Annotated in this window: 12 protein-coding genes; 10 read left to right on the forward strand and 2 right to left on the reverse strand. The window is 58.1% G+C overall.

Annotation, left to right across the window (positions count from 1 at the left end):
* The first annotated feature begins 229 nt into the window (after positions 1-229).
* From JWS10_RS16120 to JWS10_RS16130, 3 genes are all read left to right on the forward strand, one after another.
* Complete coding sequence (locus JWS10_RS16120; RefSeq protein ID WP_299478563.1) at positions 230-568, forward strand: P-II family nitrogen regulator; 339 nt, start codon at positions 230-232, stop codon at positions 566-568.
* Positions 569-661: 93 nt separating this feature from the next.
* Positions 662-2071 carry a type I glutamate--ammonia ligase gene (gene glnA / locus JWS10_RS16125; protein ID WP_299478561.1) on the forward strand — a complete coding sequence of 470 codons (1410 nt, stop codon included), beginning with the start codon at positions 662-664 and terminating at the stop codon, positions 2069-2071.
* A gap of 283 nt (positions 2072-2354) precedes the next feature.
* The gene (locus tag JWS10_RS16130; RefSeq protein WP_299508865.1) at positions 2355-3176 is read left to right on the forward strand and encodes a hypothetical protein; all 822 of its coding nucleotides are present in this window, start codon (positions 2355-2357) and stop codon (positions 3174-3176) included.
* 79 nt (positions 3177-3255) lie between these two features.
* Here the strand turns inward: JWS10_RS16130 and JWS10_RS16135 are convergent, their stop codons facing one another.
* On the reverse strand, positions 3256-4095 hold the full coding sequence (locus JWS10_RS16135) for a DUF3445 domain-containing protein (protein WP_299508866.1): 840 nt from the start codon (positions 4093-4095) through the stop codon (positions 3256-3258).
* Between the two features lie 89 nt (positions 4096-4184).
* Between JWS10_RS16135 and dddP the strand changes: the two genes are divergently transcribed.
* The 5 genes from dddP to JWS10_RS16160 all read left to right on the forward strand — a co-directional run bounded on the left by dddP (position 4185) and on the right by JWS10_RS16160 (position 10158).
* Complete coding sequence (gene dddP / locus JWS10_RS16140) at positions 4185-5522, forward strand: dimethylsulfonioproprionate lyase DddP (RefSeq protein WP_299508867.1); 1338 nt, start codon at positions 4185-4187, stop codon at positions 5520-5522.
* A 304-nt stretch (positions 5523-5826) separates the two neighbouring features.
* A complete protein-coding gene (gene purB, locus JWS10_RS16145; protein WP_299508868.1) occupies positions 5827-7131 on the forward strand; it encodes an adenylosuccinate lyase in 1305 nt (434 codons plus the stop codon).
* Between the two features lie 60 nt (positions 7132-7191).
* Positions 7192-8265, forward strand: coding sequence for a FliG C-terminal domain-containing protein (locus JWS10_RS16150; protein ID WP_299508869.1), 1074 nt, complete (start codon positions 7192-7194; stop codon positions 8263-8265).
* Between the two features lie 144 nt (positions 8266-8409).
* Entirely contained in the window at positions 8410-9291 is an 882-nt protein-coding gene (locus JWS10_RS16155) for a DMT family transporter (RefSeq protein WP_299508870.1), read from the forward strand.
* 3 nt (positions 9292-9294) lie between these two features.
* Positions 9295-10158 (forward strand): lysophospholipid acyltransferase family protein, encoded by an 864-nt coding sequence (locus tag JWS10_RS16160; protein ID WP_299508871.1) that lies wholly within the window; start codon positions 9295-9297, stop codon positions 10156-10158.
* A 136-nt stretch (positions 10159-10294) separates the two neighbouring features.
* On the opposite strand, the gene JWS10_RS16165 is transcribed toward JWS10_RS16160, so the two are convergent.
* Positions 10295-11017 carry a thioredoxin family protein gene (locus tag JWS10_RS16165; protein WP_299508872.1) on the reverse strand — a complete coding sequence of 241 codons (723 nt, stop codon included), beginning with the start codon at positions 11015-11017 and terminating at the stop codon, positions 10295-10297.
* Positions 11018-11267: 250 nt separating this feature from the next.
* Between JWS10_RS16165 and acnA the strand changes: the two genes are divergently transcribed.
* Together acnA and JWS10_RS16175 are read left to right on the forward strand one after the other, a co-directional pair.
* Entirely contained in the window at positions 11268-13952 is a 2685-nt protein-coding gene (gene acnA / locus JWS10_RS16170; RefSeq protein WP_299508873.1) for an aconitate hydratase AcnA, read from the forward strand.
* A gap of 422 nt (positions 13953-14374) precedes the next feature.
* The gene (locus JWS10_RS16175) at positions 14375-15544 is read left to right on the forward strand and encodes a Hint domain-containing protein (protein WP_299508874.1); all 1170 of its coding nucleotides are present in this window, start codon (positions 14375-14377) and stop codon (positions 15542-15544) included.
* Positions 15545-15767 lie beyond the last annotated feature (223 nt).

The raw sequence follows: 15767 nt of genomic DNA on the forward strand, positions 1-15767 counted from the left end.
GCCTCAATCGCCTTCATCTGCGCCGCTGTTAGCAATTCGCTCATTCGATAACCTTTTCGTTCACCGATCGCCCACACATCACGCATATCGCCTATTATTTAATCAAAGCCGCAATTTTCCCGCCCCAACCCCGTCCGCAATATTCCTACAGAATTGAAGCCACCGCAGGGAAGTGATCACTACCGCATAGACCGTCATTTTACGTGTAGCGAGACTTGGGGAGCAGGCCGTGAAAAAAATCGAGGCAATCATCAAACCGTTCAAGCTGGACGAAGTGAAGGAAGCCCTACAGGAAGCCGGCATTCAGGGCTTGTCTGTTACCGAAGTCAAAGGCTTTGGCCGTCAGAAGGGCCACACCGAACTCTATCGCGGCGCGGAATATGTTGTCGATTTCTTGCCGAAGGTGAAAATCGAAGTCGTGCTGACCGATGATATGGTTGATATCGCCATCGCCGCGATCATCGCAGCGGCGCGCACCGATAAAATCGGTGATGGCAAAATCTTCGTAAGTCATGTCGAGCAGGCCATCCGAATCCGCACCGGCGAAACTGGCGACGACGCTATTTAAGCTCGGCTTCCAAGCCAACGCATTCCGAAATACAGCAGGCTCGCCTGCCATCCGAAACCAAAATCTTAACCTGAAACCCCGAAAGGCAGCATGATGAGCGCAGTTGCGAAAGCTCTGAAACTGATCAAGGACGAGGAAATCGAGTATCTCGATATCCGCTTCACCGATCCCAAAGGCAAACTTCAGCACGTCACCTTGGTCACCGACCTTGTGGATGAAGACTTCTTCGAAGAAGGCTTCATGTTTGACGGCTCGTCGATTGCTGGCTGGAAGTCGATTGATCAATCCGACATGAAACTGATGCCGGACGCGACCTCGATCTACATCGACCCGTTCTATGCCGAGAAAACCCTTTGCATCCATTGCGACGTGGTAGAGCCGGATACGAATGAGGCTTATGATCGTTGCCCGCGCCAGATCGCCAAGAAAGCCGAAGCTTTCATGAAATCGTCGGGCATCGGTGAGACCGCCTATTTCGGTCCCGAAGCTGAATTCTTCATCTTCGACGACGTGCGCTATTCGGTCACTCCGCGCAAGGTTTCCTATGAAATCGACGCCGAAGCAGCCGCTTGGAACACCGACACCGTGACCGAAGGCGGCAACTACGGCCACCGTGCGGGCCACAAGGGCGGCTATTTCCCGGTGAACCCAGTCGATGAAGCGCAAGACCTGCGCGGTGAGATGCTGTCCACCATGAAGCGCATCGGCATCCGCGTTGACAAGCACCACCACGAGGTTGCGACCTGTCAGCACGAACTCGGCATGATCTTCGGTGGTCTGGTCGAGCAAGCCGACAACATCCAGAAATATAAGTATGTGATCCACAACGTCGCACATGCTTATGGCAAGACCGTCACCTTCATGCCAAAGCCTATGAAGGGCGATAACGGCTCGGGGATGCACGTCAACATGTCGATCTGGAAAGACGGCAAGCCATTGTTCGCAGGCGACAAATACGCGGACCTTTCCCAAGAAGCTCTGTATTTCATCGGCGGCATCATCAAACATGCCAAAGCCCTGAACGCGCTGACCAACCCATCGACCAACAGCTACAAACGCCTGATCCCCGGCTTTGAAGCTCCGGTTCTGCTGGCATATTCCGCCCGCAACCGCTCTGGTGCGGTCCGTATTCCGTGGACCGAATCGCCGAAAGCCAAACGTGTCGAGGCCCGCTTCCCCGATCCGGCAGCGAACCCCTATCTCGCCTTCGCGGGCCTGCTGATGGCTGGCCTTGACGGCATCCGCAACAAAATCGACCCGGGCCCGGCTTCGGACAAAGATCTCTATGATCTGCCACCCGAAGAACTCGCCGTGATCCCAACCGTTTGCGGATCGTTGCGTGAAGCCTTGGAAGAACTCGACAAGGATATGGATTTCCTGCTGGCTGGCGACGTGTTCACCCGTCCAATGCTGGAAGCCTATATGGGTCTGAAGTGGGAAGAGGTTTACGCCTACGAACACACGCCGCACCCGATTGAGTATCAAATGTACTACTCCTGCTAAACGCAGACTGGCTAAACGCAGACTGGCTGAACTTAGACTGCTTAACCGCAGATTGGCCAAACGCAGACTGATCGACCGCAAAGGCCGCCCCACTCGGGCGGTCTTTCGCATTTGCCTGCGCGGTTCATGCAGTGACTGCACACCCCGCCACTGCCTGCGCAAACCAATTGTGGCGAAAACAGCACTCAACTCTAGGTTAATAACTTGTTAACGCCACAATACCTTCCAGATGCAGGCGCAATCTGTGGGCACAGTCATCGTATCACTGAGGGAAGGCCACGCCATGAACGCTCACACCGACATCCAGTTTAGTACGATTGCCGAGTTGTTGTTCGTAAACGCGCCGCAACTGAACTTTGCCCGGCTGGTGGCTGATCTGGACGCAGTTCTGGCGCGCCTGCACGACAAAGACCGCCAGCTGATCTGGGATTGCGAAGATCTCGCCAGCTTCGATATGCCCGGCACCCGCATTGTTCTGGCGACTTGCGACGATCCCCGCCCCGGTGTTGCGGCCTCGCTCACCCTGTCGGTCGGGCCATCGCATCTGCCACCCCGCCTGAACGCCTCGCCACGTCGCCGACATGCGCCGGTGCGCCACGAGGCTTTGTGCTCGAAACTGGTGGAGCGCGTGCAGGCGCGGCTTAATCCTGATGCGGTGTATTGGCATGAATGGCAGCACCCAGTGACCGCCGAGGTGATCGACTCGCTGGCATTCTCGCAACCGAAATCCAGCCAGCGCGCCGAGCCGGATCATCCGGTGTTCACCCTGCTCGATGACGGCAATCATCCCGCCCAAACCCATGGCTTTGATCCAAGCAACGACCGCCCCGATCTTCCGCTGCCGAAAAACCCCGAGCTTGCCCGGCTGCGCACCGCACTTTATCCCGAGGTAGAGCCGCCACCGCCGCATCTGATCTCACCACAGATGCGCCTCGCCGCCCACACAATGAACGCCACGCTGATCATCGTGGCACTGCCGGTCGGGGCGGCCATGCTGACCTATTCGGTGCTGCGTGGCGAGAATATGCGGCTGACCTCGGCTGCATTGGTCGCGACCGGGATCGCCTCAACGCTGCTGCAAGGCCCCCTCGCAGCACTAGGCTAACATCGCTAAGCGGTTCAAACCAATCAGAATCGGATTTCCACGCTGCCCTAAAAAGCGGCCCCGGAAAACCCGAACCGCCTCAATGCGCCTTCTGCATTACGCCCAAATCCGACAGTGCGGCGTGATCCTCGACCGACAAACTCTCCAGCGGCACCTGATAGCTGTGAATGCTGAACAAAACCGCATCCGTCACCGGCAGCCGCAGCAAACATTGCCGCTCGGCCCGCATAAACGCGCCCTGCCGGGCCGTCGGATGGCGATAACTCTCCGACCGCGGATGAAACAACTCACCACTTTCGTAGATGTGAAAGTTCATCCGCCACAGCGGTTGCTCGGGCCTGATTGCATCAAACAACCGCTGCACCCGCCGAGCCAGATCTTCTGTGTAACTCTCCACCGGAATATGGATCCCCAGCATCGAGCGCCCCAGCTTCTCCGCCAAAGTCCAGCTCGCCGGAAAGCACAAGATCGCCGCCGTAAGCGCATGTTCGGAGCCCACCCGCTGCATCAGGCACAAATCTTCCTGCACCAACCGCCCCAAAGTCAGCAGCGGAGCCGAGCGGTCCAAGCGCACCGAAACCCCATCCGGCCGCCGAACCGAACCCGTGCCAACCTCAAACCCCGGCATGAATCGCAGCTTTTCCAACACCCGATCGTATAATTCCAACGCCGCAGGCATCGCCGCTTCGGGCAGAGCATGTACCAACTCCGGGCAGTCCGCGATCAACCGTTCCCGCTCGGCCATCTGCGCGCCGTAGGCGTCGCAAGTTGCAATCCAACTGTCATCGCTGATCGGCTGTATCCCCGGCAACCGCGTATTGCGCGGATCAAGCCAGGGACGCAGCGGCAAGTGCTTGTTCAAAATAACCATACCGAAAACTACCCGCCCGCTGCCGATAAACGCAAGCCCTGAGGCCATTTGCGACACACCCCGTCGCGGCCAGCAATGCCCAACCCCCGCCACCTGCCACCTTCACCACAGCAACTCGCCCCACCGGAGCCAAGCCCATGAGCTACGCCGAAACCCGCCGCAAAATTGATCCTGAACGCGGCGACCGCTTGGGTGACGGCACCCCGAATGATAATGACCGGGTGGAAATTGGCCCCACCCAACTGGCGTTTGGCGAATGGAAAAAGGCAGGTCTGCAACTGCCCAACCTGCAAGACATGCGCGAATACCGCTGGAAACGCCTCGTGGCCAGCCTCAACGCCCGCGACTACGGCGGCATCCTGATGTTCGACCCGCTCAACATCCGCTACGCCACCGACACCACCAACATGCAGCTTTGGAACTCGCACAACCCGTTCCGCGCCTGCCTGATCTGCGCCGACGGTCATATGGTGATGTGGGAATACAAACAGGCGCCGTTCCTCGTCGATTTCAACCCCTTGGTGAAAGAACTCCGCTCGGGTGCGTCGTTCTTCTACAACGTCTGCGGCGATAAAGTCGCCGACGATGCCACCAGCTTCGCCGCGCAAGTCAACGAGGTGATGCGCGCCCATGCAGGCACAAATCGCCGCCTTGCCGTCGATAAAATCATGATCAACGGCTTGCGCGCGCTGGAACGTGCGGGCTTTGAGGTGATGGAGGGCGAAGAAGTTACCGAGCGCACCCGCGCCATCAAAGGCCCCGACGATATCCTCGCGATGAAATGCGCGCATCACGCCTGCGAAACGGCGATTGCCGAGATGGAAGCCGCCACCCGCGCGGGCGTTCCCTTGGGAAACATGTCGGAAGACGACATCTGGGCCGAACTCCACAAAGGCAACATCCGCCGCGGTGGCGAATGGATCGAAACCCGCCTGCTGGCATCGGGCAAGCGCACAAATCCGTGGTTCCAGGAATGTGGCCCGCGCATCGTGCAAAACAACGAAATCGTCGCGTTTGACACCGATCTGATCGGCTGTTACGGCATTTGCATCGACATTTCCCGCACTTGGTGGATCGGCGACAAAGCCCCCCGCCCCGATATGATCTTGGCAATGAGCCACGCGATGGACCATATCCGCGAGAATATGGCGATGCTGAAACCCGGCGTCACCATCCGCGAACTCACCCACGGCGGCCACACCTTAAGCGACCAATACCAGCGCCAAAAATACTCCTGCAAAATGCACGGCGTCGGCCTCTGCGATGAATGGCCCTTCGTGCCCTATCCCGACGCCCACGTAGATGGCGCGTTTGAGACAGCCTTGGAACCCGGCATGACCCTCTGCGTCGAGGCTCTGGTATCCCCCGAAGGCGGCGATTTCTCGATCAAACTCGAAGATCAAGTGCTAATCACCGAAACTGGGTTTGAGAACCTGACGAAATACCCGTTCGACCCGCGTCTGCTCGGGAACTGAACCGTGCACTTGCCCACAAGGTCGAAGCCTCCGGCGGGGATATTTAGACCAATGTGAAATCATAGTCGCCCTGCAATTTCACAATGGCACAAATATCCCCGCCGGAGGCTCCCACACTGGCTACCCGCCATGCCGATCGTGGTTAACAAATCCTGAACCACCCCCACCTAACCCATTGATATCTTACAACCAGCACCCCGCGCCATGCGTGGCGAGCCCCGCCACACTTGCCCTTTCCCCCCTCTCGGTCTAAAGCGCCTTATCCCTATAATGCCGCCCAAGCTCATATATATCCGAGGCCCCGATGATCCCACGCTATTCCCGCCCCGAGATGGTCGCCCTCTGGTCGCCCGAAACCAAATTCCGCATCTGGTTTGAAATCGAAGCCCACGCCTGCGACGCCTTGGCCGCCATCGGGGTGATCCCAAAAGAAAGCGCCGCCGCCGTCTGGAAAGCCCGCGACGTCACCTTTGACGTAGCAAGAATTGATGAGATCGAAGCCGTCACCAAACACGACGTGATCGCCTTCCTCACCCATCTCGCCGAACATATCGGACCTGAGGAAGCCCGCTTCGTCCACCAAGGCATGACCTCCTCCGACGTGCTCGACACCACCTTCAACCTTCAACTCGTCCGCGCCACCGACCTGCTTCTGACCGGCCTCGACCGCGTGCTCGCCGCCCTGAAAGCCCGCGCGTTTGAGCATAAAAACTCCGTCCGCATCGGTCGCAGCCACGGTATCCACGCCGAGCCGACCACGATGGGCCTGACCTTCGCGCGTTTTTACGCCGAGATGTCCCGCAACCGCACCCGCCTGATCGCCGCCCGCGCCGAGATCGCCACCGGGGCCATCTCTGGCGCCGTCGGCACCTTCGCCAACATCGATCCGTCCGTCGAAGAACACGTCTGCGCCCAACTTGGCCTCACCCCCGAACCGATTTCCACCCAAGTCATCCCCCGCGACCGCCACGCAATGTACTTCGCCGTGCTGGCTGTAACCGCCTCTAGCATCGAAAACATCGCCATAGAAATCCGCCACATGCAGCGCACCGAAGTGCTGGAAGCCGAGGAGTTTTTCTCTCCCGGCCAAAAAGGCAGTTCTGCCATGCCGCACAAACGCAATCCCGTGCTTTCGGAAAACCTCACCGGCCTCGCCCGTCTGGTCCGCATGTCGGTGATCCCTGCGCTGGAAAACGTAGCCCTCTGGCACGAGCGTGACATCAGCCATTCCAGCGTAGAGCGCGCCATTGGCCCCGATACCACCATCACCCTCGATTTCGCGCTGCACCGTTTGGCGGGGCTGGTTGAAAAGCTGGTGATCTACCCGGAAAACATGCTGCGCAACATGAACAAGTTCCGCGGTCTGGTGATGAGCCAGCGCGTATTGCTCGCGCTCACCCAAGCCGGGGTCAGCCGTGAAGACAGTTACCGACTGGTGCAGCGCAACGCGATGAAAGTTTGGGAGCATGGTGCGGATTTCAAGACCGAACTGCTCGCCGATCCCGAAGTCACCGCCGCTTTGACGCCCGCTCAGATCGAGGAAAAGTTCGACATTGGCTATCACACCAAGCATGTCGATACGATTTTCAAGCGGGTGTTCGGCGCTTAAAGCCGTCTTAACCTGAAGCGGTCATTCTGCCCCTGAACCAGAACGGATCAGGGGATAGATATGGCAGGCGAACCAGCAGTTCTGGCGCGAATTACTCCGGTGCAGCGGGTGGTGGCTGCCCCCAAACCGATCCGAGCGCCTAGCCCACGCGAAAAGGCCGCGATCATTGTGCAGTTTTTGCTGGCCGATGGTGGCAGCCTGCCGCTCGCCAAACTGCCCGACCAAATGCAGGCGGCTTTGGCCGAGCAAATCGCCCTGATGCGCCTGGTGGATCGCCGAACTTTGGCCGCGGTGATCGAAGAATTCGTCGGCGAACTGGAACAAGTCGGTCTGTCTTTTCCGGGCGGCATCGAGGCCGCTTTGGCTATGATGGACGGCCATATCTCAGCCAACGCCGCCAGCCGCTTGCGCCGGATGGCGGCTAATTCAGCCTCGTCTGATCCGTGGGAACGCCTGACGGCGATGCCGATTGCGACTTTGCTGCCGGTGTTTGAAGATGAAAGCATAGAGGTCGGCGCGGTGATGCTCTCCAAACTGCCGGTGGCTAAATCCGCCGAATTGCTCGGGAAATTGCCCGGAGAGAAAGCCCGCCGCATCGCCTATGCGGTGTCGCAAACCGGCAACGTAGAGCCTGCTACAGTGCGTCGGATCGGTGTCTCACTTGCAAGCCAACTCGAATCGCAACCGCCGCGTGCCTTTCATAGCAATCCAGTTGAACGCGTCGGGGCGATCCTCAATATCTCGCCCGCCTTGACACGCGAGGATGTGCTAAAGGGGTTGGATGAAACCGACGCGGGCTTTGCGCAGCAGGTGCGAAAGGCAATTTTCACCTTCGTGCATCTGCCGCAACGCGTGCTTGGCCGCGATATCCCTAAACTGATCCGCATCGTCGATCAGCCGCAACTGATCACCGCCTTGACCGCCAGCGCCGACAACCCCGACTGGCAACTTACCGCGGATTTCATACTGTCAAACATGTCCCAACGCATGGCCCAAGGGCTGCGCGAGGAGATGGAGACGCGCGGCCGGGTGAAAGAAAAAGACGCCGAGGATGCAATGAACCAGATCATCGCGGCTGTGCGTCAGCTTGAGGCCGCCGGAGAGTTGGTTCTGGTGCAGGACGAAGAAGAATAACCGCAGCACCTTTCGCAATCCTCGCCTTCAGCCCGTGGCGGTGTGCCCTCCGCACAAGAGCGGTGTGCCCTCCGCTCAAGAATTGGGCACAGCCGCGCAAGCCGCCCCTTGTCGCGCGCCAAGGCCAGCCTTAGGGTCGCGGCCATGTTGAAAGCCAAAATCCTGCCGACCGCCGCCGCCACCCGCACGGGTATTCTGATGCTGATGCTGGGGGTGGCAATGTTCAGCACGATGGACGCCGTCGCCAAGGGTTTGCTACACAGCTATCCCACAGCACAAGTGGTATGGGCGCGCTTTATCGGCCAAGTTGTGCTGGTGGCCATCATCCTTGGCCCCAAACGCGTAGGCCCCACCCTGCGCACGCCCTACCCTTGGCTGCACTTGGCTCGCTCCAGCTTTCAACTCGCCACGACAGCGCTGTTTTTCCTGAGCCTCGGTTATATCGGCCTCGCCGAAGCCACAGCACTTGCCGACATGAGCCCGCTGTTGATCACGCTCGGTGCCGCCCTGTTCTTGGGCGAAAAGCTCGGGCCGCGTCGTATCGCGGGAGTTGCGGTGGCGATGGTCGGCGCGCTGATCATCATTCGCCCCGGTGCGGGCTTGTTCACGCCGGCTGCCCTGCTACCGCTGGCTTGTGCTGTTTGCTACGCGGCCTCGGCGCTATTGACCCGGCTTGTTGGTCAAAAGGAAGGCCCCGCAACGTCCATGTTGCATGCGGCTTTGTTTGGTGCTGTGGCGACCAGTATTGCGGTCAGTTTTGTCTGGCAGCCGATTGCGCTGCAGGATCTGCCGCGCTTCATGGTGCTTGGCTGCCTTGGCACGGCGGCGCAATTCTGCCTGATCCGGGCGTTTTCGATGGCCGAAGCGTCGGCTATTGCGCCGTTTTCCTATCTTGGTATCGTGTTTGCCACGGTGTTCGGCATCGTGCTTTATGGCGAGTACCCGGATCAGTGGACAATCATCGGCGCGCTTGTGATCGCGGGTTCGGGGCTTTATGTCTGGCACCGCGAAACCATCCGGCGGTAAATCATGTCTGACACCCCGTTTCAGCCGCTCGATTTCGCGCAAAACCTTGTGGTGCGTGGGCTGATCCGTGTCGGCTTACTGCTGCCATATCGTTGGCGCGTACCGCTGCTGGGGGCAATTCTGCGCGGCCCGATTGGCTGGATTGCCGGGTACCGCCGGCGGGCCGAGCTGAACTTAAAGCGCATCTGGCCGGAAATGTCGCTCAGCCAACGCCGCAGCATCGCCTCGCAATCGCTTGATAACGCTGGACGAACGCTGATTGAGAATTACTCGACGGCGGACTTTCTCGCCCGTCAGTCCCACATTGTCCCGCATGGCCCCGGAGTGGAGGCTTTGGCGAAAGCCCAAGCAGAGGGCCGCGCGGTGATCCTCGTCTCGGGTCATTTCGGCAACTATGAGGCCGCCCGCGCCTGTCTGGTGGCGCGCGGCTATACCATCGGCGGGTTATACCGCCCGATGTCAAACAGCTACTTCAATGCGCATTACGTGCAGACCATGCAGGCGTTTGGCGGCCCGATCTTTCCGCAAGGCCGTGCTGGCACCACAGGTTTTGTGAAACATCTGAAAGCTGGCGGTCTGCTGGTGTTGCTGTTTGATCAGCGTGCGGGCCGCGATCAGATCGAATTTCTGGGCGAGCCTGCGCGCACCGCACTTTCAGCCGCCGAATTGGCGCTCCGCTATAAGGCCGATCTGATTCCGTTCTACGCCACCCGCCAAGCCGATGGCGTAAGCTTCACCGTCGATCTCGAAGCCCCCATTCCGCACAGCACACCGCTGCAGATGACCACCGAACTGACCCGCAGCCTTGAGGCTCGCGTGAAAGCCAATCCCGGCCAATGGTTCTGGATACACCGCCGCTGGCGCTGAAATCAGCAGTCACAAGCTTGCACGGAACAATCCATTTTTGGCTTCGCCGCCACGTCCGATAAGCCTTGGCGGTATGGCGTTAACCGCCCGCCAAAGCCGTCAGATCAGCCTTGCAGCTGCCATCGCTGTTCTACGGTCACTTCAAACGTGCTGCCGCGATCACTTGCCCCGGACCCGGTCCCGCCTGCAATAGGACCACTACCGGCCCCTCGCCCGCAGGAGCCTGCATCTTCAACGGCTCCGCGCCAGCCCAAGTGCCAAGCGTCTGCCACGACGTCACAATATTATGATACGCGACCTTCAGCCCGGCATTCTCGCCGCGGTCAATATCCACCAATGCCTGATCGGTATAATGCACAAGATGCACCGAAACCGTCCCCGGTAAAGCCTGTGCCGCACTGGCCGAAATCAGCAGATCATCGCCCTGCCGGGTTAGGTTTAAGACCACCGGGCTGGGCTTTACAGCTGCCAGAGCCTTTGCCACTTCCTCGGGCTGATTGCCCGCCACCCGAGCACCACCCGCGACGATCATCTGCGGCGTATAGATCATTTTTTCGCCCGCCGCTTTGGCATAAGCTTTCTGCCGATCGGTAAAGGCAGGCTGCCCGAAAGTATCGGTCCAGCCGATATAATCCCAGTAATCGACATGCAACGACAAGCCGATCACTCCCGGCGTCGTCGCAAGTTTCGCCATCAACTCATCTGCAGGCGGGCAAGACACACAACCTTGCGAGGTGTAAAGTTCGACAACCACACCCTGCTCCGAGCCTTGCTGTGACTCCGCCAGCGCCGTCTTCGGCATCCCCACCGAAGCGCAAAGCGCCACAGCCCCAAACGTACTGAAAATCAGTCGCATCATGGTCGTTTTCCGATCTCTGTGCCGTTTTTTGTTCTACATGATGCGAAGGCAGCCCCGCCAATCAAGGTTTTGCGAGGCACCATCATATGATATTCACAGACAGGTTCCATGGATACCCCTAGCCGCCGATTTCGACACTGGAATAACGGCATACCATTGTATACAATCTGCCGTAGAAAAAGATGATTCCCTTGCACCAATCGCGCCCTTAGGGCAAAGCCAAAGCAATCCGTCAACCGCAGGAGGCCACATGACCGTCACCGTTGGACACGACAGCAGCAAAACCCGCAAAACTTTAACCGCAGGCGGACAAACCGTTTCGTATTACTCGATCCCCGCCGCCGAAGCCGCTGGTTTGGGCCAATTCAGCAGATTGCCCGCCGCGCTGAAAGTGGTGCTGGAAAATATGCTGCGCTTTGAAGATGGCAAGACTGTCTCGGTTGACGACATCAAGGCGTTTTCGGATTGGGGCAAACTCGCAGGTAAAAACCCACGCGAGATCGCCTACCGCCCCGCCCGTGTGCTGATGCAGGATTTTACTGGCGTGCCTGCCGTGGTTGATTTGGCCGCGATGCGTGACGGCATCAAGGGCTTGGGCGGCGATGCGCAGCGCATCAACCCCTTGGCTCCGGTCGATCTGGTCATCGACCACTCGGTGATGATTGACGAATTCGGCACCCCGCGCGCCTTCCAAGCCAACGTGGACCGCGAATATGAACGCAATATGGAGCGTTATGTTTTCCTGAAATGGGGCCAGAACGCCTTCAACAACTTCCGCGTTGTGCCTCCGGGAACCGGGATTTGCCACCAAGTAAACCTCGAATATCTCGCCCAAACGGTTTGGAGCGATACCGACCAAGACGGCAACATGGTCGCCTACCCCGATACCCTCGTTGGCACCGACAGCCACACCACCATGGTCAACGGCCTCGCAGTGCTGGGTTGGGGCGTTGGCGGTATTGAGGCTGAGGCTGCGATGCTCGGTCAACCAGTCTCCATGCTGATCCCGGAAGTCGTCGGCTTCAAACTGACAGGCGAGATGATTGAAGGCACCACCGCCACCGATCTGGTGCTGAAAGTCGTGCAAATGCTGCGCAAACATGGCGTGGTAAGCAAGTTTGTCGAGTTCTACGGTGACGGTCTGGACCGCCTGCCCCTAGCCGACCGCGCCACCATTGCCAACATGGCGCCAGAATATGGCGCTACCTGCGGTTTCTTCCCGATCGACGGCGAGACCATCCGCTACCTGCGCAACACTGGCCGCGACGAGGGCCGCATTGCCTTGGTCGAGGCTTATGCCAAAGCCAACGGCATGTGGCGCGACGCGAACTATGATCCGATCTACACCAGCACGCTTTCACTGGATATGGGCACCATCGTTCCGGCGATTTCCGGCCCGAAACGCCCGCAAGACTACGTGCCGCTGACCGATGCGAAAGCCTCGTTCACCACCGAGATGGCTGGCTCTTTCAAGCGGCCGATGGGCACCGAAGTCGCTGTCAAAGACCATGATTTTACCATGTCATCTGGCAAAGTGGTGATCGCCTCGATCACCTCCTGCACCAACACGTCGAATCCATCCGTAATGATCGGCGCTGGCCTTGTCGCCCGTAAAGCCCGCGCGTTGGGTCTGAAGTCAAAGCCTTGGGTGAAAACCTCGCTCGCCCCCGGCAGCCAAGTCGTTAGCGAATATCTCAACGCCGCAGGCTTGCAAGAAGACCTTGACGCGATTGGTTTCAACCTTGTCGGCTATGGCTGCACCACTTGTATCGGCAACTCCGGCCCGCTGGACGCTGCGATTTCGGCGGCGATCACCGAAGGCGATCTGGTCGCCACCGCAGTCCTTTCCGGCAACCGCAACTTTGAGGGTCGTATCAGCCCCGACGTGCGCGCCAACTATCTGGCCAGCCCGCCCTTGGTCGTGGCTTACGCCCTCGCAGGCGATATGAACATCGACATCACCACCGAACCTTTGGGCATGGGCACCGATGGCCCGGTCTATCTGAAAGACGTTTGGCCGACCAACAAGGAAATTTCAGACCTTGTCGAGGCCACTGTCACCCGCGCCGCGTTCCAGAAGAAATATGCCGACGTGTTCAAGGGTGATGAGAAATGGCAGGCCGTCAAGGTCACCGATTCCGAGACCTACGACTGGCCCGCGTCTTCGACCTATATCCAAAACCCACCGTATTTCCGTGGCATGGCAAAAACGCCCGGCGTGATCAGCAACATTGAAAACGCCCGCGTTCTGGCTTTGCTCGGCGATATGATCACTACCGACCACATCTCGCCTGCTGGGTCGTTCAAGACCCTCACTCCCGCCGGTAAGTATCTGACCGAACGGCAAGTTCCGGTATCCGAGTTCAACTCGTATGGCGCACGTCGTGGCAACCACGAAGTGATGATGCGTGGCACCTTCGCCAACATCCGCATCAAGAATGAGATGCTGGATGGCGTCGAAGGCGGCTACACCAAAGGCCCGGACGGCGTGCAAACCTCGATCTTCGACGCGTCGATGGCCTACCAAGCGCAAGGCACCCCCTTGGTAATCTTCGGCGGCATCGAATACGGCGCAGGCTCGTCGCGCGACTGGGCCGCCAAAGGCACCGCACTTCTCGGTGTCAAAGCTGTCATCGCCGAAAGCTTCGAGCGTATCCACCGCTCCAACCTTGTCGGCATGGGCGTGATCCCGTTTGAGTTCACTGGCAAGGACAACCGCAAAACCCTCGGGTTGAAAGGCGACGAAACCGTCAGCATCGACGGCCTCGCCGGCGATCTAAAGCCGCTGTCCACTGTGCCCTGCACCATCACCTATGCCGATGGCACAGTGAAAGTGATCGAGATCAAGTGCCGCATCGACACCGAGATTGAGATTGAATACGTCGAACACGGCGGTGTTCTGCACTACGTGCTGCGCGACCTCGCCTCGCGCTAACATCGAAACTCATCTTTGAATTGTGTCAAAACAAGCACCCTTTATGGGTGCTTGTTGCATTTATGGGCTGAACCGAAAGGTATTGTTTCCGAAACAGAAACACATTGTTGCCTTATTGGAAACAATCGGAAACTTATTCTAAACGCTGACTACAGCGAAAATCCAAAAGCGTCGGTTCGCAGCCTAGCTATATTAACCTATTGAAAAGATGTGGTATTATATCAGAGCACCATGGTGTTATTATTTAAGACATCGCTCTTCGGACACATGACAATAAAATTGGAACACATTTTAAACATATTACATGGCTTTATGATCGCTCTATCTGTGGTTGTGATTTTTCTTTTGCAGGGTATATTTTATGCGGAGTGTTGAGGACTCAGTCTACCTTAAGGCGATATTTCGCATGTTATGGAGTGGTTATGCCCGATCGTATCAGAGACATTGAACTGTATGAAAACCAAGGTGCTGCCCTGACCTTGGGTGCGACCCAAGTCGTCAACTATTCGAATTTTAACACTTCCACTTCTGCGGAAGTCACATTCGACGATTCTACTCCGAACAATGGAGCTTGGAACGCAGGCGAGTCCGCGACGATTGGCGGCGATCCGGCAACGCTGGTCGGCACCGGCGTGACTTATTTCGGCATCAAGGTCGAACTTCTTGGCATTCCCTTAGCAGATCTGCAACTGAGCACACCGGTCAACACCGCTTTGCTGACTGTCGACGGTGTCCAGGTGCTCCATTTCTACAATGACGATGGCTCAGAGACCGATCCCGCAGTCCTACTAGACGGGCTTGTGACGCAATTGGTAACTCAGCTCAGCTCCGGCATTCCTCCTCTCTTGCAAGGTTTGGTAAACGGCATTCTGGCCAATCCACTGCAGTATGTGCAAAATAACGCCCTGCTGACCACTACGATTACCGCAGGTGGTGCGGTGCCTTTCGTGCCGTGCTTCACCGCTGGCACGATGATCCTGACACGCTCGGGTGAGGTCGCTGTCGAGGATTTGCGGGTTGGCGATCTGGTGTTGACGGTCGATAACGGCTTTCGGCCAATCCGCTGGATCGGTCGCCGTCGCTTGTCTCCCCGCCAGTTAGAGCTTTCGCCGCAGTTGCGCCCGATACGCATTGAAGCGGGCGCTTTGGGCAACGATCTGCCAGTGCGCCCACTGACGGTGTCACCACAGCATCGCTGTCTGATCCGCTCGGAAATGGCCCGCCGCATTTCGGGTGAACGTGAGGTGCTGGTAGCAGCGAAGCATCTGCTAAGCGTTGACGGCGTGTCGATTGTGGATGATGGCACTCCAGTCACCTACGTGCACCTGCTGCTCGATGCACACGAACTGCTGATTTCTGAAGGCACCCCTACCGAATCGTTCTTTGTCGGACCGATGGCGATGTCAGGGGTATCTGCCAGTGACCGGCTTGAAATCATGTCGCTATTTCCCGCGCTTTGTGACGAGAGCGCTCACAACGTAATGCCGCCCGCGCGGAAATTCCTCGCCGGTCACATCGCGAAATCCATCGTAGCAAGTGCAGTCAAGGAAACCCGACCTGTCATCGAGAGCCGAAATTACACCCGTGCCTAAACCCGACGATAGGCAGCGGGGCAAGACCAGTTGGTGGATCTTGCCCTGCATTGCTATCGGTACGGCGATTTGGGTGGCTGTCATTTACGCGATTTTTACTTAGGTCAAACGCAGCACCTACGTACTGCCAGCTAAACCGAAACAGTTTGTTGCAAAATCAGATGCTGCCAGCGGCGGTCGGCTTATGTTCTTGTTAGGTTCTCAGTGGCAATGTGTATGAGAA

The organism is Cypionkella sp. (assembly GCF_028290025.1).
Taxonomy (GTDB): Bacteria; Pseudomonadota; Alphaproteobacteria; order Rhodobacterales; family Rhodobacteraceae; genus Cypionkella.

Excerpts from the sequence above, each read along its gene's own strand:
- glnA (WP_299478561.1), top strand. The coding sequence starts at position 662 with ATGAGCGCAGTTGCGAAAGCTCTGAAACTGATCAAGGACGAGGAAATC.
- JWS10_RS16130 (WP_299508865.1), top strand. The coding sequence starts at position 2,355 with ATGAACGCTCACACCGACATCCAGTTTAGTACGATTGCCGAGTTGTTG.
- JWS10_RS16135 (WP_299508866.1), bottom strand. The coding sequence starts at position 4,095 with ATGGCCTCAGGGCTTGCGTTTATCGGCAGCGGGCGGGTAGTTTTCGGT.
- dddP (WP_299508867.1), top strand. The coding sequence starts at position 4,185 with ATGAGCTACGCCGAAACCCGCCGCAAAATTGATCCTGAACGCGGCGAC.
- purB (WP_299508868.1), top strand. The coding sequence starts at position 5,827 with ATGATCCCACGCTATTCCCGCCCCGAGATGGTCGCCCTCTGGTCGCCC.
- JWS10_RS16150 (WP_299508869.1), top strand. The coding sequence starts at position 7,192 with ATGGCAGGCGAACCAGCAGTTCTGGCGCGAATTACTCCGGTGCAGCGG.
- JWS10_RS16155 (WP_299508870.1), top strand. The coding sequence starts at position 8,410 with ATGTTGAAAGCCAAAATCCTGCCGACCGCCGCCGCCACCCGCACGGGT.
- JWS10_RS16160 (WP_299508871.1), top strand. The coding sequence starts at position 9,295 with ATGTCTGACACCCCGTTTCAGCCGCTCGATTTCGCGCAAAACCTTGTG.
- JWS10_RS16165 (WP_299508872.1), bottom strand. The coding sequence starts at position 11,017 with ATGATGCGACTGATTTTCAGTACGTTTGGGGCTGTGGCGCTTTGCGCT.
- acnA (WP_299508873.1), top strand. The coding sequence starts at position 11,268 with ATGACCGTCACCGTTGGACACGACAGCAGCAAAACCCGCAAAACTTTA.
- JWS10_RS16175 (WP_299508874.1), top strand. The coding sequence starts at position 14,375 with ATGCCCGATCGTATCAGAGACATTGAACTGTATGAAAACCAAGGTGCT.